Source organism: Acinetobacter sp. CY73 (assembly GCF_059515865.1).
Genome location: NZ_JCAKMZ010000009.1, coordinates 34,711 through 57,301 on the forward strand (window position 1 = coordinate 34,711; position 22,591 = coordinate 57,301).

At 37.9% G+C, this 22,591-nt stretch carries 15 protein-coding genes and 1 pseudogene; 12 read left to right on the forward strand and 4 right to left on the reverse strand.

Annotation, left to right across the window (positions count from 1 at the left end; all coding sequences use genetic code 11):
* Window positions 1-32: 32 nt before the first annotated feature.
* Window positions 33-323, reverse strand: coding sequence for a muconolactone Delta-isomerase (gene catC, locus AC5YD2_RS06360; RefSeq protein ID WP_496125521.1), 291 nt, complete (start codon window positions 321-323; stop codon window positions 33-35).
* Window positions 324-365: 42 nt separating this feature from the next.
* Complete coding sequence (locus AC5YD2_RS06365; RefSeq protein ID WP_496125522.1) at window positions 366-1,475, reverse strand: muconate/chloromuconate family cycloisomerase; 1,110 nt, start codon at window positions 1,473-1,475, stop codon at window positions 366-368.
* A 136-nt stretch (window positions 1,476-1,611) separates the two neighbouring features.
* On the opposite strand from AC5YD2_RS06365, the gene AC5YD2_RS06370 reads away from it, so the two are divergent.
* The 8 genes and pseudogenes from AC5YD2_RS06370 (at window position 1,612) to AC5YD2_RS06405 (ending at window position 10,874) form a co-directional block, all read left to right on the forward strand.
* Window positions 1,612-2,526, forward strand: coding sequence for a LysR substrate-binding domain-containing protein (locus tag AC5YD2_RS06370; protein WP_496125523.1), 915 nt, complete (start codon window positions 1,612-1,614; stop codon window positions 2,524-2,526).
* Window positions 2,527-2,865: 339 nt separating this feature from the next.
* Window positions 2,866-4,232, forward strand: a pseudogene (locus tag AC5YD2_RS06375) (MFS transporter).
* Between the two features lie 239 nt (window positions 4,233-4,471).
* On the forward strand, window positions 4,472-5,779 hold the full coding sequence (locus AC5YD2_RS06380; RefSeq protein ID WP_496125524.1) for a DcaP family trimeric outer membrane transporter: 1,308 nt from the start codon (window positions 4,472-4,474) through the stop codon (window positions 5,777-5,779).
* A 388-nt stretch (window positions 5,780-6,167) separates the two neighbouring features.
* Entirely contained in the window at window positions 6,168-7,241 is a 1,074-nt protein-coding gene (locus tag AC5YD2_RS06385) for an acyl-CoA dehydrogenase family protein (RefSeq protein ID WP_496125525.1), read from the forward strand.
* On the forward strand, window positions 7,229-8,059 hold the full coding sequence (locus AC5YD2_RS06390; protein ID WP_496125526.1) for a PIG-L deacetylase family protein: 831 nt from the start codon (window positions 7,229-7,231) through the stop codon (window positions 8,057-8,059). Before AC5YD2_RS06385 ends, AC5YD2_RS06390 begins: the two co-directional genes overlap by 13 nt.
* On the forward strand, window positions 8,049-8,648 hold the full coding sequence (locus tag AC5YD2_RS06395) for an SAM-dependent methyltransferase (RefSeq protein WP_496125527.1): 600 nt from the start codon (window positions 8,049-8,051) through the stop codon (window positions 8,646-8,648). The genes AC5YD2_RS06390 and AC5YD2_RS06395 overlap by 11 nt, the downstream gene beginning before the upstream one ends.
* Window positions 8,645-9,301 (forward strand): glycosyltransferase family 2 protein, encoded by a 657-nt coding sequence (locus tag AC5YD2_RS06400; protein WP_496125528.1) that lies wholly within the window; start codon window positions 8,645-8,647, stop codon window positions 9,299-9,301. Before AC5YD2_RS06395 ends, AC5YD2_RS06400 begins: the two co-directional genes overlap by 4 nt.
* 355 nt (window positions 9,302-9,656) lie before the next feature.
* Entirely contained in the window at window positions 9,657-10,874 is a 1,218-nt protein-coding gene (locus AC5YD2_RS06405) for an MFS transporter (RefSeq protein ID WP_496125529.1), read from the forward strand.
* Window positions 10,875-10,999: 125 nt separating this feature from the next.
* Here the strand turns inward: AC5YD2_RS06405 and AC5YD2_RS06410 are convergent, their stop codons facing one another.
* Both AC5YD2_RS06410 and otsB read right to left on the reverse strand, forming a co-directional pair.
* Window positions 11,000-12,478 carry an alpha,alpha-trehalose-phosphate synthase (UDP-forming) gene (locus tag AC5YD2_RS06410; protein WP_496125530.1) on the reverse strand — a complete coding sequence of 493 codons (1,479 nt, stop codon included), beginning with the start codon at window positions 12,476-12,478 and terminating at the stop codon, window positions 11,000-11,002.
* A complete protein-coding gene (otsB, locus tag AC5YD2_RS06415) occupies window positions 12,471-13,289 on the reverse strand; it encodes a trehalose-phosphatase (protein ID WP_496125531.1) in 819 nt (272 codons plus the stop codon). Before otsB ends, AC5YD2_RS06410 begins: the two co-directional genes overlap by 8 nt.
* A gap of 802 nt (window positions 13,290-14,091) precedes the next feature.
* Between otsB and AC5YD2_RS06420 the strand changes: the two genes are divergently transcribed.
* The 4 genes from AC5YD2_RS06420 (at window position 14,092) to uca (ending at window position 22,585) form a co-directional block, all read left to right on the forward strand.
* Window positions 14,092-15,510, forward strand: a complete 1,419-nt coding sequence (locus tag AC5YD2_RS06420; protein ID WP_496125532.1) for an iron-containing redox enzyme family protein — start codon at window positions 14,092-14,094, stop codon at window positions 15,508-15,510.
* A gap of 221 nt (window positions 15,511-15,731) precedes the next feature.
* A complete protein-coding gene (locus tag AC5YD2_RS06425; protein ID WP_496125533.1) occupies window positions 15,732-16,865 on the forward strand; it encodes a 5-methyltetrahydropteroyltriglutamate--homocysteine S-methyltransferase in 1,134 nt (377 codons plus the stop codon).
* A gap of 238 nt (window positions 16,866-17,103) precedes the next feature.
* Window positions 17,104-18,930 carry an allophanate hydrolase gene (gene atzF / locus AC5YD2_RS06430; protein WP_496125534.1) on the forward strand — a complete coding sequence of 609 codons (1,827 nt, stop codon included), beginning with the start codon at window positions 17,104-17,106 and terminating at the stop codon, window positions 18,928-18,930.
* Between the two features lie 55 nt (window positions 18,931-18,985).
* Window positions 18,986-22,585 carry an urea carboxylase gene (gene uca / locus AC5YD2_RS06435; protein ID WP_496125535.1) on the forward strand — a complete coding sequence of 1,200 codons (3,600 nt, stop codon included), beginning with the start codon at window positions 18,986-18,988 and terminating at the stop codon, window positions 22,583-22,585.
* Window positions 22,586-22,591 lie beyond the last annotated feature (6 nt).

Below are 22,591 nucleotides of genomic sequence, written 5' to 3' on the forward strand. Positions count from 1 at the left end.
CTCATGTTTGGGCTTTTAAATTAAGCTAAGGCTTAACGGTCATCTTCTCGGATAGAAGAGGGATGACGATTCAGTGCCATAACTTCGATTTTCATGTACGGGTAGAGTGGCAAACCTTGTAATAGGGTATGCAACTCTTCGTTACTTTCGACATCAAAAATACTGATGTTTGAGTACTGACCCGTAATGCGCCAGATGTGACGCCATTTACCTTGGTGTTGAAGCTCTTGCGAATATGCTTTTTCAACTGCTTTAATTTCATTTGCCTTTTCTATTGGCATATCCAGTGGAAGATTCACATCCATTCTTACTTGAAATAACATTAGAAACTCCTTGTAGATCTCTCAATATTTGGGTTTATCCACTTACAAACGACGTAAGTTCTCAATTTTGTTTTCGTCCAATTCAATGCCTAAGCCAGCTGTTTTCGGTACAACTAAATGAAAATCTTGATATTGAAGTGGGGTTTTTAAAATTTCTTCGGTTAATAGCAGTGGACCAAAGAGCTCTGTGCCATATGCTAAATTTTCAAATGTAGAGAAGGCATGCGCAGATGCAATTGTGCCAACAGGGCCTTCAAGCATGGTGCCACCGTAAAGATCAATTCCCGCCAACTGAGCAATCGTACCAACCTGACATCCTTCGATTAATCCACCTGACTGAGAAACTTTCACTGCAAATACCGAAGCAGCATTACGTTTAGCCAATTGATAAGCACTGCTTGGGCCCATTAAAGATTCATCCGCCATAATCGCGATATCAAATCGACGTGTCAGACGCTTCATCGCATCGATATTGTCGATCGCACAAGGCTGTTCGATTAAATCAATACCACCGTCTTGTAGAAGTTGAATGCCTTTAATCGCTTCTAGTTCTGTCCATGCCCGATTCACATCAACACGAATGGAAATGTCCGCACCCAATGCTTTTTTAATGGACAAAACATGTTCTACATCTGCTTCAACGGAACGTGAGCCAATTTTGAGTTTGAAAATGTTATGACGTTTAAGCTCAATCATTTTTTGAGCTTCAGCGATATCTTTTTCGGTATCACCTGATGCCAATACCCAAAGTACAGGGATACTGTCACGTAAGCGCCCACCTAAAAGTTCAGATACAGGCAAGCCTAAACATTGTGCTTGAATATCAAGTAAAGCAGTTTGAATGGCACATTTTGCAAAACGGTTACCATTGATATTTTTTTTCAATATTTGCATGGTTTGTGCAATGTTTTGAACTTTCAGTGATTTCAACAGCGGTGTAAAATAAGTATCAATATTGGTTTTGATACTTTCTGGGCTTTCTTCACCATAGCCCAATCCACCGATGGTGGTTGCTTCACCCCAACCTACAAATCCATCTTCCGTGCAGACCTTCACTAAAACCAAGGTTTGAGTTTGCATCGTTGCTACCGCCATCTTGTGAGGACGGATTGTTGGAATTTCGACGAGCATTGTTTCAATGGATTTATACATCTTGACTCTTCGCAACCTTGCGTTTTCTATTTGATTTGATATACCTTAAAAGAATAGATATATACTGTCTAACACCTAATTAGCATTTTTTTATACCTTATAAGTATGGATTTGGTTTTTATTTAGAGAGAATGAAATGGAACTTAGACATCTTCGATATTATGTAGCGGTTGTAGAAGAACAAAGTTTTACCAAAGCTTCAGAGAAACTCTTTATTGCACAACCTCCTTTAAGTCGTCAGATTCAAAACTTAGAGGCAGAGTTAGGAACTCAACTTTTTGAGCGGGGAAGTCGCCCATTAAAAACCACTGAGGCAGGTCAATTTTTTTATCAGCATGCTGTTAAACTTTTGTCTAATGCAGAAGAAATTAAAAGCATGACCCAACGGGTCGGTATGGTTGAAAAAACTATAACCATGGGATTTGTTGGTTCTTTGCTTTATGGGCTACTACCCAAAATTGTGTATTTATTTAGACAACAGCATCCAAATTTAAAAATCGAATTAATCGAGATGAGCACCAAAGATCAGATTCAATCTCTTAAAGAAGGTAAGATTGATGTTGGGTTTGGTCGGTTACGCATTTCAGATCCAGCTGTACGCCGAGTACTGTTGCGTGAAGAACCCTTAATGGTGGCTGTTCATTCAAGTCATCCTTTAGCAGTGCAAAAACAAGGTGTTTATTTAGCAGATATCGTTGAAGAAAAATTATTTATCTATCCGAGCCACCCTAAACCAAATTTTTCGACACAAGTTCGAGGGCTTTTCTCAGAACACGGGTTAGACCCTAAAAATTTAACAGAAGTGCGTGAAATACAATTGGCACTGGGTTTGACTGCTGCTGGAGAAGGTATATGTATAGTTCCCAATAGTGCTAAAACCATTCAATTACCCCATTTACATTTTATTCCCCTATTAGACGATGCAGCTGTCAGCCCGATTTTCTTGGCAATTCGGTCTATGGATGAGAGTGAAGACATTCGTTCATTGTTTGATTGCATATACCAAGTTTATGATCTTGAAGCCATTCACTATGATCGCGCAGTGATTTAGCTTGAGTTCAGATGTTTCTCATGATCAATAAATATTTGTATTGATCACGATGCAATAAAGCTTTGAGTTTATTTTAAGCTAAAGATTCTAACGGGGTAAAAATGATGTCGCGATATACATTGAGCGTAGTATTTAGGTCATTTATCGAGAAATATTCTGGTAAGTGGGGATACGGCAGTAAAATAAAGCTTCTTTTATATGTATAAGCGTTTGATTTAAATATATTATTTTAAATACAAACTTTAAAGGTATAAATATAGAGCAATTCGGTTTTGGACAATAAAAATACTTTGCTTCATTGTTCGTGACATACCAACATTCACGAGCAGGAGCATTAAAGTGAATACAAATCCAATCAATATCAACACGGTGGTTGATGAAGCAAAATTTACACCCTTTCATTGGAGTGTGCTGATTTGGTGTCTACTGATTATCATTTTTGATGGCTATGATTTGGTCATTTATGGAGTTGCTTTACCATTGTTAATGCAAGAGTGGGGGTTAACTAATGTCCAAGCTGGTCTACTGGCGAGCACAGCGCTTTTTGGTATGATGTTTGGTGCGATGAGTTTTGGAACCTTGTCTGATAAAATTGGACGAAAAAAACCATTATGATTTGTGTGGCTATCTTCAGTGGTTTTACATTCTTAGGTGCATTTGCAACATCACCAACAGAGTTTGGTGTTTTAGGCTTTTTAGCGGGATTAGGTATTGGTGGGGTAATGCCAAATGTCGTTGCACTCATGACAGAGTATGCACCTAAACGTATTCGTAGCACACTGGTTGCAGTGATGTTCAGTGGTTATGCCATTGGTGGGATGGCATCTGCATTATTGGGCTCATTTTTAGTGGTCGATTATGGTTGGAAGATCATGTTCTATATCGCGGTGATCCCATTATTGGCATTGCCATTGTTATGGAAATTTCTTCCTGAATCTTTAATGTTTATGACAAAAAAAGGCGAAACAGAGAAAGTCCGTGTGGTGGCGAATAAAATTGCACCCGAGTTAAATATCCCAACCATAGCAACGTTTAAATTGGATGAACCTGTTGCAGGTGATGAGGCACCTTTGCGTGCTTTATTTCAACATGGGCGTATGTTTAGTACGCTCATGTTTTGGGTGGCATTTTTCATGTGCTTATTGATGGTTTACGCACTAGGTAGTTGGTTACCGAAGTTAATGATCCAAGCAGGTTATTCATTGGGTGCAAGTATGCTGTTCTTATTTGCCTTGAATATTGGAGGTATGATTGGTGCTATCGGTGGTGGTGTTTTGTCAGATAAATTTCATCTGAAGCCCGTGTTGACGATCATGTTTAGTGTTGGTGCTATCGCGCTAATCTTATTAGGATATAACAGTCCGCAAGCTGTGCTTTACGGTTTGATTGCCGTTGCTGGAGCAGCAACAATTGGCTCACAAATCTTACTCTATACCTTCGTGGCACAGTTTTATCCAGCAGCAGTTCGATCTACAGGCATGGGATGGGCATCGGGTATTGGGCGAATCGGTGCAATCGTCGGTCCAGTTTTGACTGGTGCATTGTTAAATTTAGAGTTGCCACATCAAATGAACTTTTTAGTGATAGCCATTCCTGGTGTAATTGCTGCATTGGCTATTTTCATGGTCAATCTGCGCGCTTCAGTAGAGGGTGAGAAACTTAAACAACCCGATTTAGTCGCAAATGCTAAACAGACAGCTCATTAATCGAACATAGCCTATATCCAAAATGTATGGGCTTAGCAAATGTACTAATGAATAATATTTAAAACAAATTTTGGTTCATTCTTTGAATTATTAGACTTTGATCGACAATGAACCATTTTTTGTAGGCAAGATTCGCCTTAGCGATTAACTTATTTTGCACCAATCATTTTAGCCGAAATTTAATTTCGTAATGAAGGCTCGATGTCAGGATTGACCGAATATACATAGGATATGTAAAGATGAATCAATTTCAAAAAAATAGCGTTGTGATTGCACTGGGTTTAAGTCTCGTCAGTTATGCGCATGCTGAAACAAAAAAATCTGTTTTAGCTCAATCTAAAAATCATACAGAAGTAGATCAATTACGTGCAGAAGTGCGAGAGCTTCGCCATTTGTTAGAACAATTTACACAAGCTCAGCAGAAGCAATCTGTTCAATTGCAACAGGTTCAAGAATATTCTACAAATACGAAGCAAACTGATAAAAAAACAAATGGGTTAGGATTAACCCTTGCAGGATCGAACATACATTTCTACGGTAATGTCCGCATGGATGCTCAGTATCAAGCTGAAGGTGGTATAGCATCGAGATCGTATAACCAGATTAGTACGGTTCCCATTGAAGGAATAGCAGAACGCAGTGATGAATTTAAGTCAACGTTGTCTGCAACACGTTTAGGTTTAGATTTCAAAACACCGGTCACAGGTAAAGATGTTTCAGGCAAAATTGAAGTTGATTTCTTAGGTGGTTCTAATTTTGATAATTTACGTATCCGTCATGCGTATGTAAATTATGGAAATTGGCTCATTGGTCAAACATGGTCAAACTTCGCAGTACCAGACTATATGCCTGAGAGTATTGATGCATTAGGTTTTGTCGGTGGAGCAGTTAAACGTACACCGCAAGTTCGCTATACACACACGTTTAATTCAGATACAAATTTGGTGACTGCCGTTGAAGATCCTAAAGATGCTTCGATCAGTATGCGTATGCCAGCGCTGACTGGTCGTCTGAACCATAAACTGAGCGATGCATTGTCTGTAAGCGGACGTGCTATGGCGCATGAAAAAAGAATAGACAGTGAAGAAAAGTGGGCTTGGGGTGTCGGTGTGGGTACAAAATACGATTTAAATCCTCAAACCAGTTTAAAAGCGGATTATTACCATGTGAAGGGGGATAGCAGTTTTGTTTCATGGGCGAATAGTGGTGTCCTAAAAACAGCTTCAAATGATTTAGTTCAAAATGAATTTGACTCCATTACTGTGGGAATTACCCAAAAGTTCAATGATCAATTCAGAGGAACACTGGGTTATGGTTTTATGAAATTTGATGAAGATCAAGATTATATCTCTGCTGTTGCCAATAAAACTGGATCAAATAAAGAACTTTGGCAGGCATGGGCAAATCTGTTTTATAGCCCTGTAAAACAGATCAGCTTAGGTGTGGAATATGTTTATGGTGAACGAACTGCTTTTGCACCAGCGACAAACGGGCAAGACACAGGTATCGACAATCGAGTGAACGCCGTAGCCATTTATAATTTTTAAAGATGTTTGGCTTTTAAAAAGTTTTAAAACTTAATTCGTTTGAATTCTGCATATCTAAATATATATTTAACTAAGCCCAACAGTAGGATTTATTGGTGGGCTTTGTTTATTGTTGAGTTTAGTTTATTGGTGAGCTTAATTTATTGGTGAAATATTAAGGCTTCAAATACTGTCAAATGTATCGACTAAGTAAATTATGTGGTTTTAACCGTTCATACAAATATAAGTACATATCTAAACAAAGCACTTGTGGCTTAATACTCAGATTTCACTTAATTTATAAAAACAGTTTTATACCAATATCAACGTCATAATCACTTTATTAACAAAAAAATAAAGCTTAAGGTTCATCAAAATGAACTAATCATCAAGACTGGGAGCTCGTTTTATGCATCTTGAGGATATCTTGAATACGTTTGAAAATTTAGAATCCTTTAGTTCAATTCAATTACAAAAAACACTTCGAGATATTGTCCACGTCTCTGGAAATATTCCTCATCCAGCTCATGGTTATACCTATCAGCGTTGGCAGACATTTGCACAAATCGCGGGGACAAATTTAACACTAGCGAAATGGTTTGAGTCCCACTGTGACGCTTTAAGTATTTTAAATGAACTGAATATAAGAAATATTCCCCAAGGGGTTTGGGCTGTCTGGGCAGCTGAGGGAAGCCAGAATCCACTTCGATGCAACTATGATCCGCAAAATCATTGTACTAATGATCTGGCTCTCAATGATAAAAATATCATTCAACAGTGTCATGGAGAAAAACTGTGGTGCTCAGGAGCTGATTTTGTGGATTATGGATTGATGACTTTTAAGGACTTAAATAATAAAAGTCTGTTGGGTGTGGTGAATATGCATCATACAGGTATTGAAATTGACCATAGCCATTGGCACGCCGTAGGTATGGGTGCAACCCAAACGGCAAGACTCAAGTTTAATAATGTGCCTATGAACGTTGTTGGGCAACCCGATGAGTATCTCACTCGTTTAGGATTCTGGCATGGAGCTGCGGGTGTTGCTGCATGCTGGCTTGGTGCAACAGTAAGAATTGCAGCAGCATTAAAAGCATTATTTAAAACTAAAGCAACACCTTATAATGCAATGTATTTAGGTGATGTTTCATCTCAATTGGTTATCACAAAACAACTATTTAAGTCACTCGCAGATAAAATTGATCAAAAACCTTATCTAACTCATGAGTTAGAAATTCGCATATTAAGAGTTCATGTTGAAAAAGTATCGAAATCAGTCATTGAATTGGTAGGCAACGCAATGGGGGCTCGACCGTTTTGTGAAGATGCTATTTTTGCACAATTGGTTGCTGACCTCCCGGTCTTTTTAAGACAGAGTCATGCGGCTCATGATTTAGCAAAAATTGCCGAACTCTCATCCAATACCGCAAAGGATCATGTTCAACATAAAGATCAGGAAGAGCTGAGCCTATGGATGCTTTAAATTTGGAGATGAATCAAAAAAAGACCGTGGGTAACACAAGTGTATTTATGGATGATCCTAAATCACGTCATATATATGGAAAGGGAACATCAAAACATGACTGGATGAGTTGGGAAGGATTAACAAAGCTTCCAATAATGAATATTGAACAGATTTTTTTAAAGCATGCTAGAATCGTCATTTTGTCACCTCATCCAGATGATGAAATCCTTGGATGTGCAGGCTTAATTCAACAACTTTATCGACTTAATCGAGAAATTCTGGTGGTCGGTGTAACCAAGGGTACTGCGAGCCACCCACATTCTTCTCAATATTCATCTGATGAATTAGCTAGATTACGTCCTTTAGAATCGAGACAGGCGCTTGATGTTTTAGTAGGAAAGAATCAGATTCAGTATCTGTCTTTAGGCTTAGTCGATGGAAAAATAACGCAGCAACAAGCTTTATTAGAACAACATCTAAGTACAATCATTCAAGAAAATGACATTTTGATTAGTACGTATGAAAAAGATGGGCACCCTGATCATGAAAGTTTAGGACAATTTGTTACTGAATTTTCACAGAGCAAAGGATTAACACATTTACAGGCCATGATTTGGGCGTGGCATTGGGCTAAACCAAACGATATACAAATTGAATGGACTTCGATTTTAAGATTAGAACTGAATGAAGCGCAGATAGAAAAAAAAGCCAAAGCGATCCAATGCTTTAAGACCCAGATTGAAGATGATAATACTATGCACCAAAGTGCGATTATTCCACCTCATGTCATTGATCGTATTTTGATGCCTTGGGAGTTTTATTTTGATGCAACATAAAATTAAGTACTTTGATCGTTTTTATGATAACAATGATGATCCATGGGGGTATCAATCACATTGGTATGAAGAACGAAAACGCCAAGTTTGTCTTGCGATGTTACTGAAATCGCAATATAACCATGTTTTAGAAATTGGCTGTGCTAATGGATGTTTTTCAAAAAAACTTGCTCAAAGAGCACAATATTTATTGTGTTTAGATGGGCATCCTAAAGCAGTTGAACTCACAAAGAATGCGCTCCAACATCTGAAGCATGTTGATATTGAATGCCGTGTTTTACCACAGGAATTTCCTTCTCAAAGATTTGATCTTATTGTCTTGAGTGAAATTGCATATTATCTCAGTACAGATGAACTGAGTCTTTTAACCGAAAAGTTGTCTGAGCAACTCTCACAGCATGGGATGTTATTGAGTTGTCATTGGCGTCATCCCGTTGCAGATTTTGAATTGGATGGGAATCAAGTCCATCACTTACTGAAGTCACAACTTAAACTGCATCATTATGCCTCATTGACCGATCCTGATTTTTTGATCGATTTATGGACAAAAGAAACGCAAAGCTTGGCTGAACAAGAGGGCATCGTATGATTGGAGTCGTCGTACCTGTACATAACGAAGAAGCTGATTTAACAGAGTGTATTAACGCAATCAACATTGCGATAGGAAAGATTAAATCTCTGAATATTGCTGTAGAAGTGTTATTTGTCATGGATAGTTGCAACGATCATTCCATGGAAATCGTGCAAGGAATGAAGGCTGATTTTATGGTATGCAATTACCAATGTGTAGGTAAAACACGTGCACTTGGTATTGAAGCCTTAATTGAAAAAGGCGTAAATTGGATTGCATGTACCGATGCAGATTCGTGCGTACATGAAGATTGGTTGTTAGAACAAATACAACATCAACCGACGGATGTGATTTGCGGTATTGTTGAAATCAATAAATGGGATCATTTGTCTACTGCGAGTAAGCAAAAATACTTGAATCATTACCAAGATCGAATGGGACATCCCCATATACACGGTGCAAATTTATCCTTCAGTCGCGAGGCTTACCTGACAGTGGGCGGTTTTGAACCGCTCCCATCTCATGAAGATGTCAATCTGGTTGAAAAGTTTAAAATGCATCATTATTCAATTATATGGACCAATAAAGTCAGAGTGACCACAAGTAGCCGATTGTTGGCTCGTGCTCCACATGGATTTTCAAGCTTTTTAAGGTCATTAAATGTGGACTAAAATTTCGAATATAATATTGAATAATCGTCTTAGAAATAAAAAAAATAGTGGAAAATTTAAGTTCTTAAAATTGCTCATTATAATTGGAAATTAGGTAGATATTATCAGTTTATATTTTTTAATTTATTGAATTATAAGTAAAAATTTAAATAAATCATTTCTTGGAGTGCTTTACAAATCTTTTTTAGAAAGCATGCTTTAGTACTTTTTTTAATCAAATTACTGTGTATAATTCCGCCAAATTAAAAACCTCTATCCATGATGAATTCTATGCAATATAGAATCTCAAGTAGGGGTTTTTTCTATGGATATACCGTAATGGATTGCCTGAATTCCTTTTTGTGGTGGCGCACACATGATTTACTCAAAAACAGCACTTTTAGATGTACATACTCAGTTAGCTGCTCGAAATCTTGCAACTCGCTTGAGCTTTTTTTCACTTGGACTGAGCACGGCTGCTTGGGCACCGTTGATTCCATTGGCTCAACAACGCTTGCATCTAAATCATGCTGATTTTGGTCTATTGCTGTTGACCATGGGTATAGGCTCGATGTTATCGATGCCAATGACAGGTGCATTAATCAATAAGTTCGGATGTAAAATCCTGATCGGCATAGCACTTATATTGTGCATGATTATTCTTCCATTACTGAGCCTAACTGAAAATGCGCCTTTAATGGCCATCATTTTATTTTTCTTTGGTACGGTGATTGGAAGCTTCGGTGTTGCAATCAACTATCAAGCCGTTGTTATTGAAAAGCAAAATACCAAAACCATGATGTCTGGTTTCCATGGAATGTGCAGTCTAGGTGGGTTATGCGGTGTTTTAGTGATGACGATGTTGTTAGCTTTTGGTGTAATGCCTATGCTTGCAGCATTGGTCATCAGTTTTGTACTTTTGATAATGATCATTGTTGCTGTGCCTTATTGCATTTCTAAGCGCTTTCATCAAGCCCAAAACAATTCGTTAAAATCTCAAGAACAAGACATCAGCAAGGAAAGTCAGAATCAAACATCTAAACCGAATTTAAGTATTATCCTGATAGGCATCGTATGCTTCATCGCTTTTCTTTCTGAGGGAGCGGCTATGGACTGGAGTGGCATTTATCTCGTCAGTAAATTTGGTATAGATGCTTCTTTTGCTGGGCTTGCTTACACCTGTTTTGCATTAACTATGACCATAGGGCGTTTCAGTGGTCGACATGCTTTAAATGCATTAGGTGAGCAAAAACTCATTTCAATCAGTGCTTTAGTTGCAGCTACGGGATTGGTCACGATTGTGATTGCTCCACATTGGAGTATTGTATTGTGTGGCTATTCATTACTGGGTATCGGATGCTCTAATATTGTACCGATCATGTTTTCAAGAGTTGGCCGTCAAACACGAATGCCACAAGCGGCAGCGCTATCTCTAGTATCGACGATAGCGTATACAGGGGGTCTAACTGGTCCAGCATTGGTTGGCTTTTTAAGTGAAATAATTGGACTGAGCTATGTTTTTGCCATGATTTCGATCTTATTAGGATCGATTGTAGTCATTAATCAGTTCACGCGGGTGACTCGAATGTCATAGTTCGAGTTTAAAATAGATACATGAAAATAGATGTTGTATCGCTTTAAAATGAATACCAACAGATAGAATAATTTTTCATACTGAAACAACCTGCTCATAAATGATGGGAAGGTTGTTTGAGCCATTCATATACATTTTGAATCAGTTGTAGCAATTTTCCGACTTATTAAAATATTTTTACAACAGAGGGGCTGTACTTTATGAGTCACCAAGTGTTCTCTAAAATCGTTTTTAGATTGTTCTAAATCATCTAAAAAAGCATTTCGCCAATCAATAATGTCAAAACTGTTAATCCCTTGGATCAATTGTTGATAACGTTCCAAACGCTCAGTCCTGCTCATGACCAATGCTTTTTCGAGGGCTTTAACCATGGCATTACAGTCTTCAGGATCGACAATAATTGCTTCTGACATTTGTTCAGCAGCGCCAGTATATTTAGACAGAATCAATACACCTGGATTATGTGGGTCTTGAGCCGCAATATATTCCTTCGCAACTAGATTCATGCCATCACGCAGTGAACTGATCCAACAGACATCCGCAAACCGATACAGTTGCATTAAGGAGTCATGATCAACTGTATTATTGGTATAACTGACTGGTCGCCATTCATCTTGTGCGAAATTGTTATTAATACGATTAATTTGATGATTTAAATTTTCATATAACTCTTCATACGCCGCGATTTCCATGCGGCATGGACATGCGACCTGCAAATCAGTGATTTGTTGATACATTTCCGGATGTTTTTTCAAATATGCTTCAAATGCCGTAAATCGCTCTAATAAACCTTTTGAATAGTCGATACGATCTACACCAATGATCGTTTTAGATTGTCCATAATCGTTGGCTTCAAAAAAGTCAGACATGTTGGGTTGACTGCATTTAGCAATACGCTGAATAGCTTTTGGATTGACCCCGATGGGGTAGCATTTTATTCGTGTTAAATGTTGATTTAAGCTCAATCTCTCAGTATCAATTTGAATACAACCCAATGCTTGAATGATGACAGAACGACAATGTGCATGATCACGCTCAGTTTGTAACCCGACAATGTCATATTCAGTTAAATGATGCAGAAGCGATTTCGACTGCGGTATCTCATTCCACATCTTAGCAGGCGCAAATGGAATGTGAAGAAAAAAACCAATCCTGTTCTGCATCCCTAGTTTTCGACAATGATGAGCAACACTTAAAAAATGATAATCATGCACCCAAATAATATCGTCAGGTTGAGTGATTTCAGCAAGTTTTTCTGCAAAAATTAAATTCACTTGTTGGTAAATTTCATAATCTCGATCTTGTATTTCAATAAGATCTTCACGGTTATGCATAGCTGGCCAAAGAACACTATTGGCATAACCACTATAATAATGTTGATAATGTGACCGTTTTAAAGGGCAGGTTAAATAAGAAACCTGTTGATAGGTTTGCTCTAAAAAAGTAATATCTTGGTTATCCTCAATTTTTTGACCATTCCATCCCAACCATATCCCACCTATGTCATCTAATGCATCTTGCAAGGCTACAGCAAGTCCACCAGCAGCATGCGATTCAGGGTCTGGTAAACTCACACGATTGGATAAGACAATCAGCCTAGACATAATGTTTCTCCTTGCGTAGATTTATTTCTGAATTGAAAAATGGTTTTTGCGTTGAAATAGCTTGATATAAGTGAGCTAAAAAGCGACTTACTTCATCTACATCATTTAATCTAAACCTTGCTAGTGTGACGCCGTCACCCACCTTGATACTTACGCCATTCAAATGATTTATAAGGTTGAAACCAGCTTCATCTGTAAGGTCATCCCCAATAAAAATGGGACAATAATGCTCAAGTTGATAATGCTGAATGAACGTTTGGATCGCTAGACCTTTGTCAGCTTGTAGAGGAATCAATTCCCATACATATTTACCTTCAATCAATTTAGTAAATGGATATTTTTGCTGAAGATTAACCATGATGGATTGGGCTTGATTTTTTAAATGAGGGGCATTTCTATAATGTAATGTCACAGAATAACTTTTATACTCGACTAAAAGTTCAGGGTAATCTGCACTATATTTTTTGATCTCATTTTTTAAGTTTACTAACTGCTCATTATTTGAATAATTCAAAATAATCTTTTTAGGATTTTCAAAAATTTCTAATCCATGCGAGCCTGCGATCGGTAATTCGACAGGATCAAATAACGAGTAAGCTGTCAAAGCAGATCGTCCTGTAACTGCAAATATAGGTATATCGCTATGTTGAAATTGTTGAATAATATTTAATATTTCGAGTGGAATAAAACTTTTAGAAGGATCAATATTAAATTCAGAAATTGTTCCATCTATATCCAAAAAAATACAATATGAATTCGACTTAGCATTAATTTTTTTAAGAATATAATTAATCTTTTCGCTTTTCGTCATTTTTATTAGTGTCATAGAATAACTACTTTGCTTATATACATAGTACATAAATACTATATATTTCTAATAAGTAGGGCTAAGAATATTTTTTAAATACAAAAGGTTAACCAAAGTTACAATATTCATATTTTGAAATATGATTTCATAATGTTTATTTTAATTTAACTCAATGTTTTATTTGAATATATTGTATTATTAGATTTAATTTAATTTTTTTTAATCTCATATAATCTAGTTTAATCAATAAGGGGGTCGTGGAAATAAGAATTAATATAATAAAAGTGTCATAAAATCGTGAAGCCAAATAACTTAGGATCTTGTTTAAGCGTTAAAGTTTCATCAATAATCAGAGTATTTTATTAAAATAATAAGGTTAATCCATCATGTCTTCCAATGTTTATCCAGCTTATTCATAGCTAAGATAAGCCTTAGGTTTTTACTTTTCCTCTCTGTTTTCAAGATCAACCTTATGCTCTTTATAACTTAATTTTTTCCAGAGCTATATTATGTAAATTTTTTAGATGAATCATGGCCTTCAAGTCCATTCCTATTAAAAGACGGATTTATTTTTAATAGAATTGAAATAAATCAAGCTTTTATTGACTCCTGTAAAACCATTGTTTTGTTTACAAATATTTCAATGTAATTATATATTATTTTTTAAATCACTGTTTTTAAAAGGGTAATAGGTAAATTGGTATCAATTAGCATCAAATAGAAATACGATATTTACAAAACGAGTGTTTGGTTGAATTTCATCCAGTGTGATAGTCAGAAATAATACTAATAAAGGAGCATAAAAATGCCAAACTTGTTGAAAGAACGTTTAGTTTATATCCTCAACAGAGACAATAACAATTACTTAGAAACGGTAAATTTTTTTTTAGATCCTGATATTTCTCTATTAGATAAAGAAAAAAAATCGACCCAATTCTTAAAAAATGAATTGGAGCATTTAAATGACTCGAATGATGACATTGATTTCCCCCAATATTTGTCTGAAATTAAACAGTGGACTAACAATAAACAAAAGCATATTTATTCAGAATACAAAGCCTATTTAAATCGTAGAAAGTCAGGGCAAGATCGAGAGTATTTCAATTCTGTCAGTAGTGTCTTTGAGTTTTTAATCAAAATCGCACCTGTGAAAAAGGTTGATGGTGCTTGGCTTTATAGCTTAACGAATTATTGGAGTGATGCTGATTTTAAGGAACTGATTAGTATTTATTTAGAGGAGCTCGGGCAGGGTTTGGCTCGTGCAAACCACGTCAAACTATATAATGACTTACTACAGTCTCTAGGTTTGGAACATTTTGAAGGTTTCCTTGATGACCGTTACTACCATCAACCTGCGATTCAACTGGCGCTGAGTTATGCTTCTCCTGAATTTATCCCTGAAATCGTTGGATTTAATTTAGGCTATGAGCAACTACCTTTACATCTACTCATCACAAATTATGAGTTAAAAGAGTTAGGAATAGATTCTCATTATTTTAACGTCCACATTACAATTGATAATCTTGATTCTGGTCATGCAGCTCAGTCCATCAATGCCATTGAAAAAATAGCCCTGAAATACAAAAACAAAGATGAGTTCTATAACAAGCTTAAAAGAGGCTATGCACTCAATGATCGCGGTGTGTCCTCAACTGAAATTGTTAAAAATTTAAACTTGAATGATATGATCATTAACATCTTTAAGAGAAAAGCGTTGGTCGGGCGCTATGTACATAATGACAAATGTCAGTTCATGGAAAAAACCATTAATGCGTGGTTAAACGATCCTGAACAAATCTCAAATTTCATCGACATATTAAAAGAGAAAAATTGGATCAAAAGAGGTGAAGACCCTGAGTTGAGTCGCTTTTGGAAAATGATTCATGACGTTGATGGAAAAATGTACGGTGTTTTTAATTCTGCTGAAAAACAAATGATCTACGACTGGATCGCCAATGAAACCTATGCTGAATATTCAAAAGATCATAAAAATATCTCAATCACACATCCAGAGTTACACGATTATTCTTTTGCCTATCTAGGAGATGAACAATTGAAGGAGCTGAAAAGGAAGATTGAATTAGAGTCGAGCATACCGTCTAAAATTAATAAACTCATTCCACATCTTGCCCCTCATGCGCATCACACAGAAGTTGGGCTGTGGAGTACTTATCAATATGTTCGTTATTTATTTCCTCAATTGATTATGAAAGCGCATATCTAGTTTGATTTTAATATAAGAAAAAACAATCTAAGGAAAAAGAATATCGAGAAAGATTGTGATCGAATATTGATGTAAAAATATTCAGATTCTTTGAATCTATTGATATTCTTTTTCCTTTAACACCACGGCGTATAATGAATCTGTTTAAGTTTAGATAAAATAAGTTCGACTTATTCAGCCAAGTAAGGTTCAATTGCACACGAATCTATTTTGGCCTCTTCATGCTAAGTAACACCTCACCCGCAACAAAATTAAGTTTTGCAAACAATAAATCAGAGCATATTGGAAGTTTTCTGAGAGCACTTAAACTCAAGAAAGCACGGTATGATTTTGCAGATCGTGTGATTTATGAAGAAACATTAAGACAAGTTGAAAATGCTGAAATTGATAATTTAATTGACATTCAACTTGATTTGGATTGTTCAGTCATGACTGACGGGGACTTTCGCCGTGCTTCTTGGTCTATGGATTTCCTTGAGCAATTGAACGGTATTGAAACCCGTAAGACTCAGCAGGGTTTGCAGTTTAAAGATGCCATCACGAAACCCTATGATATTCGAGTCGTTGATAAAATTACTTTTAATGAAGATCATATGTGTTTTGCTCAATATCAATATTTGCATAATGCCATTGAAGGGTTTGCCACAGCGAAGTTCTGTTTACCTAGTCCGAATATGATGCTTTTCCCGCATCTGCGTCATAATCGACACTATGCAACTCAGCTCGATTCTTATATTGATGATTTAGGTTCAAGTTTCAGAGCCACGATTTCCGCACTCTATCATCAGGGTTGTCGTTATATCCAGATTAATGATCAATTTCTAGCCTATCTATGTGATGCTCATTATCGAGCGGAAGAACTTAAGCGTGGGATGAATCCAATTGAGTTAGCTGATTATGCTGTTCGCGCATTAAACCTCGCATTAGAAAATAAGCCTGACGACTTATTTGTTGCCTTACATATTGAGCGTGGAAACTTTTGTTCAAGCTGGTTATATCAAGGTGGTTATGAATTTCTAGCAGATCATGTGTTCAATAAACTCAACAATATTGATCGCTATTTTTTAGAATTTGACACTGATCGAGCAGGTGGTTTTGAACCGTTGGCTCAACTAAAACATTTAGATGTCGATGTATTTCTAGGTTTGATTTCGACGAAGAAAGAAATGTTAGAAAATAAGAATGACCTGATTCGCCGTATTCAAGAGGCTTCTCAATTCATGTCACTAGAGCGTTTAGGACTTTGTCTGCAAGGGGGATTTGCGTCTATGGAAGAGGGCAATAAAATTTCCTACGATACTCAGTGGAAAAAAATTAAACTCATGAATGAAGTCGCAAAAGAGGTTTGGGGTTAACTATATCATTGAGTTGAATTGTTTCAATACGCGTTGATTCGCAAAAAAACCAGATGCTGATGGGTCTGGTTTTTTTGCACCAAAATATAAAATGAAGAACTAAAATAAATCATCTTAAAAAAATCAGAATTTAATAATAATTTAAACAAGAAGTAAGTTTTTGAAAAATAATAATAAATAAAGTTGGCATAAGTCCTGCATTGTCATATTCAAACTTGTATACAAGATGGGATGCAAAATGCGCAATAACAAAATGATCGGTTGCACTGTTTCAGAATGGAACCAAGCCTATGATCAAAAACACATTCAACTCAACGACCTTTACCAATATGTGAGTCAGTTTGATCAAAATGATCCTGCTTGGATCTCGATTGCATCCAAAGAGTTGCTGACTGCGCAAATGAGTGCTTTGAATAAAATCGAACATGCTGAGCAACTTCCTCTTTATGGTGTACCGATTGCGATTAAGGACAATATTGATGTCGCAGGATTTGCCAGCACAGCTGCATGTAAAATTTTAACGGAGATTAAAACGCATGACGCTTTTGTTGTAACACGTCTTAAACAAGCAGGCGCAATCATTGTTGGTAAAACCAATCTTGATCAATTTGCGACAGGTCTCGTCGGAACACGCTCTCCATTTGGGGCAGTACCCAATACTTTTAATTCTGATTACGTCAGTGGTGGTTCGAGTTCAGGTTCAGCGAGTGTGGTTGCTCGTGGTCTTGTGCCGATTGCTTTAGGAACAGATACTGCTGGTTCGGGTCGAGTTCCTGCCGGCTTTAATAATATTGTCGGGCTTAAACCAACCAAAGGGCGGTTCTCCAATACAGGTTTAATGCCTGCATGTAAAAGCATTGATTGTATTTCAATCTTTGGCTTAACAGTGACTGATGCTGAGATCGTGGCAAAAATCATGGAAGGTTATGACACAGCAGACAGTTATTCACGTCATAACCCCAATACAGCACCTGCAAAATTCACTCCAAACCTCAATTTTGCGATTCCTGCTCAATTGGAATTTTTTGCAGATCAACATTCAGCAGCAGCCTTTCAATTGGCTTTAGAACAACTTAAAGCTTTAGGTGCAACTTTAACTCCAATTGATTTTTCAGCATTTTCGAGTTTAGCTGCACAGTTATATCAAGGTCCATGGGTCGCAGAACGTACTGCAGCAGTTGAAGATTTACTGCAAAGTAACACGCAAGATTTTGATCCAACGGTTTTAGAGATTATTCAAAAAGGTCAGCATTATTCAGCAGTAGAGGCTTATCAAGCAGAATATCTGAAACAGGATTTGACGCGTTTGATTCAAATGCAATTGGCTGAATTTGATGCACTGATTGTCCCAACATCACCGACGATCCATAGCATGGCTGAAATGGCAGCTGCACCCATTGAAAATAATAGCCATTTTGGTACTTATACCAATTTCACGAATCTTGCAGACCTCAGTGCTTTAGCGATCCCTGCAGTTTTCCGTGAAGATGGCTTACCTTTTGGGATTACTTTGATCGCTCCCGCTTGGCATGACAGCGCATTGGTTGATTTTGCTAAAAAATGGCAAAAACATATTCAGTTGCCTTTAGGCGCTTTAAATAAAAAATTACCTGCAGATGCCAGCACAAATCAAGAAGTGTCAGATCACCATTTTCGTGTAGCTGTTGTGGGTGCTCATCTGTCAGGTATGCCGCTCAATTTCCAACTCACGACACGCGATGCCGTACATGTTGAAACCACACAGACTTCGGCTGATTACGCGCTATATGCCTTACCAGGTACCGTACCGCCTAAACCCGGTTTAGCCCGCGTTGAACAAAACATTGGTCATCAAATTATTGTTGAACTTTGGGATATTCCGAAAGCTCGTTTTGGTGAATTTGTTGCCGAGATTCCGACACCACTAGGCATGGGTAATGTCGAATTGGTTGATGGACGATGGGTGAAAGGTTTTATCTGTGAGCCCTATGGTTTAACCGACGCAAAAAATATCAGTGATTTTGGAGGATGGCGTGCCTACATCCAACAGCTGAATCAACTCAAGACCAATACTGCGACAGCTTAAAGCGATCATGATGTTTAAAAAATACGTAAAGAATTGAAAAAAATAGGGGATTAAAATGTTTAAAACTGTTCTGATTGCAAACCGAGGTGAAATTGCTGTTCGCGCTATTCGTACTCTAAAGAAAATGCAGATCACGGCTGTTGCTGTTTATTCAGAAACTGACCGTTATGCACAACACGTATTGGATGCAGATATTGCAGTGTCTTTGGACGGCACAAAACCGAGTGACACCTATTTAAGTATTGAAAAACTGATTGCTGCAGCAAAAAGTACGGGTGCTGAGGCAATTTTTCCAGGTTATGGTTTTTTATCTGAAAGTGCAGATTTTGCGCGTGCCTGCGAAGAAAATGACATTGCCTTTATGGGGCCAACCGCTGAACAAATTTTAGAATTTGGTTTAAAACATCGTGCACGTGAACTTGCAGCAGCTGCCAATGTCCCAATGACACCAGGCACAGGTTTACTCCAAAGTCTTGATGAAGCCGTAGTTGAAGCTGAAAAAATTGGTTATCCGATCATGCTTAAAAGTACCGCTGGTGGCGGTGGGATTGGCTTAACACGTTGCGATGATCAAGTTGCTTTGCGTGATGCTTATGACAGTGTGAAACGTTTGGGTGAGCAATTCTTTAAAGACTCGGGTGTGTTTTTAGAACGGTTTGTTGATCAAGCACGTCACGTCGAAGTGCAAATCTTTGGCGATGGTGAAGGGCAAGTCGTTGCGCTGGGTGAACGAGACTGTTCGTTACAGCGTCGTAACCAAAAAGTTGTAGAAGAAACGCCAGCGCCCCATTTACCTGAGGCAACACGAAAAAAACTACATCAGGCCGCCGTACAACTTGGAAAATTGGTTAAATATCGGAATGCAGGTACGGTTGAATTTATTTACGATGCCGTACGAGATGAAGTCTACTTTCTTGAAGTCAATACTCGTTTACAGGTCGAACATCCGGTCACTGAAATGGTCACAGGATTAGATCTCATTGAATGCATGTTAAAAGTCGCGGCAGGCGTTGAATTAGATTGGGCATATTTAGCCAACATCCAACCTCAAGGTGCAGCCATTGAAGTGCGAATTTATGCTGAAGATCCAGTGAAAAATTTCCAACCCAGCCCAGGGATTCTGACCGATGTTTATTTCCCTGAAAATGTCCGTGTAGATACTTGGGTGAGCACAGGAACGGAAATTTCACAGTATTTTGATCCGATGATTGCCAAAATTATTGTACATGCAGACGATCGCGAGAGTGCCATTCAAGCACTCAAAAAGGCTTTAGCTACAACTCGACTGAATGGCATTAGTACCAATTTAGATTATGCCCATACCGTGGTTTCAGATGATCGTTTTGAACATATGCAGATTTGGACACGGATGCTGGATGATTTTAAATATGTACCCAACGTTATTGAAGTGATTCAAGCAGGTACACAAAGCTCAATTCAGGATTATCCGGGACGACTTGGGTATTGGGATATTGGTGTACCACCTTCAGGTCCTATGGATGATTATGCATTCCAATTGGCCAATAAAATTGTGGGTAATGCTCAGGCAGCAGCTGGATTTGAATTTACCTTAGAAGGGCCTAAACTTAAATTTCATGCCGCAAGTATCATTGCATTAACAGGAGCGCCATGTGCTGTTACTTTAGACGGTCAGGCTGTAGATTTTTGGAAACCAATTCAAGTACACGCGGGGCAAACCTTAAAAATTGGTCAGGTTGAGTCAGGTTGCCGTACCTATTTAGCCATCAGACAGGGTTTAAATGTGCCTGAGTATTTAGGCAGTCGTTCCACCTTTGCTTTGGGCAATTTTGGTGGGCATGCAGGGCGTGTATTACGCGTAGGCGATATGATTAAAATGGTCAATCCTGACTTCGCCATTGAGGGATTACCTTTAGCAATCACTGAACCGGAAGCATTGGCAACAGATTTGATTCCGAGTTATGGCAAGGAGTGGGAGATAGGGGTGCTCTATGGTCCACATGGTGCACCTGATTTCTTCAAAGCTGAATACATCGATGAGTTTTTTGCATCAAGTTGGAAAGTTCACTTCAACTCGAATCGTTTGGGTATCCGTTTAACTGGCCCAACTCCGAGTTGGGCGCGTGAAAATGGCGGAGAAGCAGGTCTACATCCATCTAATGTACATGATTGTGAGTATGCGATTGGCGCGATTAACTTTACTGGCGACTTCCCTGTAATTTTAGCCAAAGATGGTCCTAGCCTGGGTGGATTTGTATGTCCTGTCACGATTGCCAAAGCAGAATTATGGAAAATTGGACAACTTAAAGCCGACGATACAATTCGCTTTTATCCAATATCGATTCAACAAGCCAATGCCTTAGAACAACAGCAACGCACGACCATTGAAAACTTTGCTCAAGCTCGTATGAACATGAACACAGATATCATGGGCGTTGAGCCTAACAGTATTTTAGCACTTCGTGAAGCAACGCCTGAGACCCCTAAAGCAGTCTATCGTCAGGCAGGCGATAGCTATATTTTATTAGAATATGGTGAAAATGTACTCGATTTGGGTTTGCGTTTGCGTGTACATCGTTTAATGCAATTAATTCGTGAAGCCAAGCAGGAGGGTATTTTAGAGCTATCTCCTGGTGTGCGTTCACTTCAGATTAAATATGATGGTTTATGCTTCAACCAAAAAGCGTTGATTGAATTTTTACTCCGTCTTGAAAGTCAAATGGATGATTTACGCGAGATTAAAATTCCATCTCGGATTATTCATTTGCCAATGGCTTTTGAAGATTCGACGACATTAGGTGCCGTTGAACGCTATCAAGAGAGTGTGTGTGCCAAAGCGCCATGGTTGCCGAATAATGTGGACTTTATCCAACGGATTAATGGATTAAGTGACCGACAACAAGTCAAAGATATTATTTTCAATGCCAATTACCTAATTCTAGGTTTAGGCGATGTCTATTTGACTGCGCCTTGCGCGGTGCCGTTGGATCCTCGTCATCGCTTATTGAGCTCAAAATACAACCCAGCACGGACCTTTACTGCCGAAGGTACTGTGGGGATTGGTGGCATGTATATGTGTATTTATGGTATGGATTCGCCAGGCGGTTACCAATTGATTGGTCGCACGGTACCAATTTGGAATAAGTTCAAAAAGAATAAGCAATTTGGCGATCAACAATGGTTTTTAAGATTTTTTGATCAGATTAAATATTATGAAGTCAGTGAAGCTGAACTTGATCAATTCCGTGCTGACTTTGCACATGGCTTGGCAGAAATTAAAATTGAAGAAACTGAGTTTGATTTCGCGCAATATCAAGATTTCCTAAGTAAAGAACACGACAGCATCGCTAAATTTAAAGCACAACAACAGACGGCATTTAGCACTGAAGTCGAGCGCTGGAAAGATCAATTTGATCAACCGACTGAAATTGAGATTGCCCAAGATCATACCGACTATAGCCAATATGTGCCTTTAAATGCCTCTATGACTGGTAATATTTGGAAAATTCTTGTGGAGTCGGGTCAACACATTAAAAAAGGTGAAACCGTTGCAATCATTGAAGCCATGAAAATGGAACTGCCTGTGTATGCCGATGAAGATGGTATTGTTAAAGCCATTATTTGCCGTGCGGGTCAAACTGTACATAGCGGTGAACCCTTAGTATATATAGAGTAATCAAAA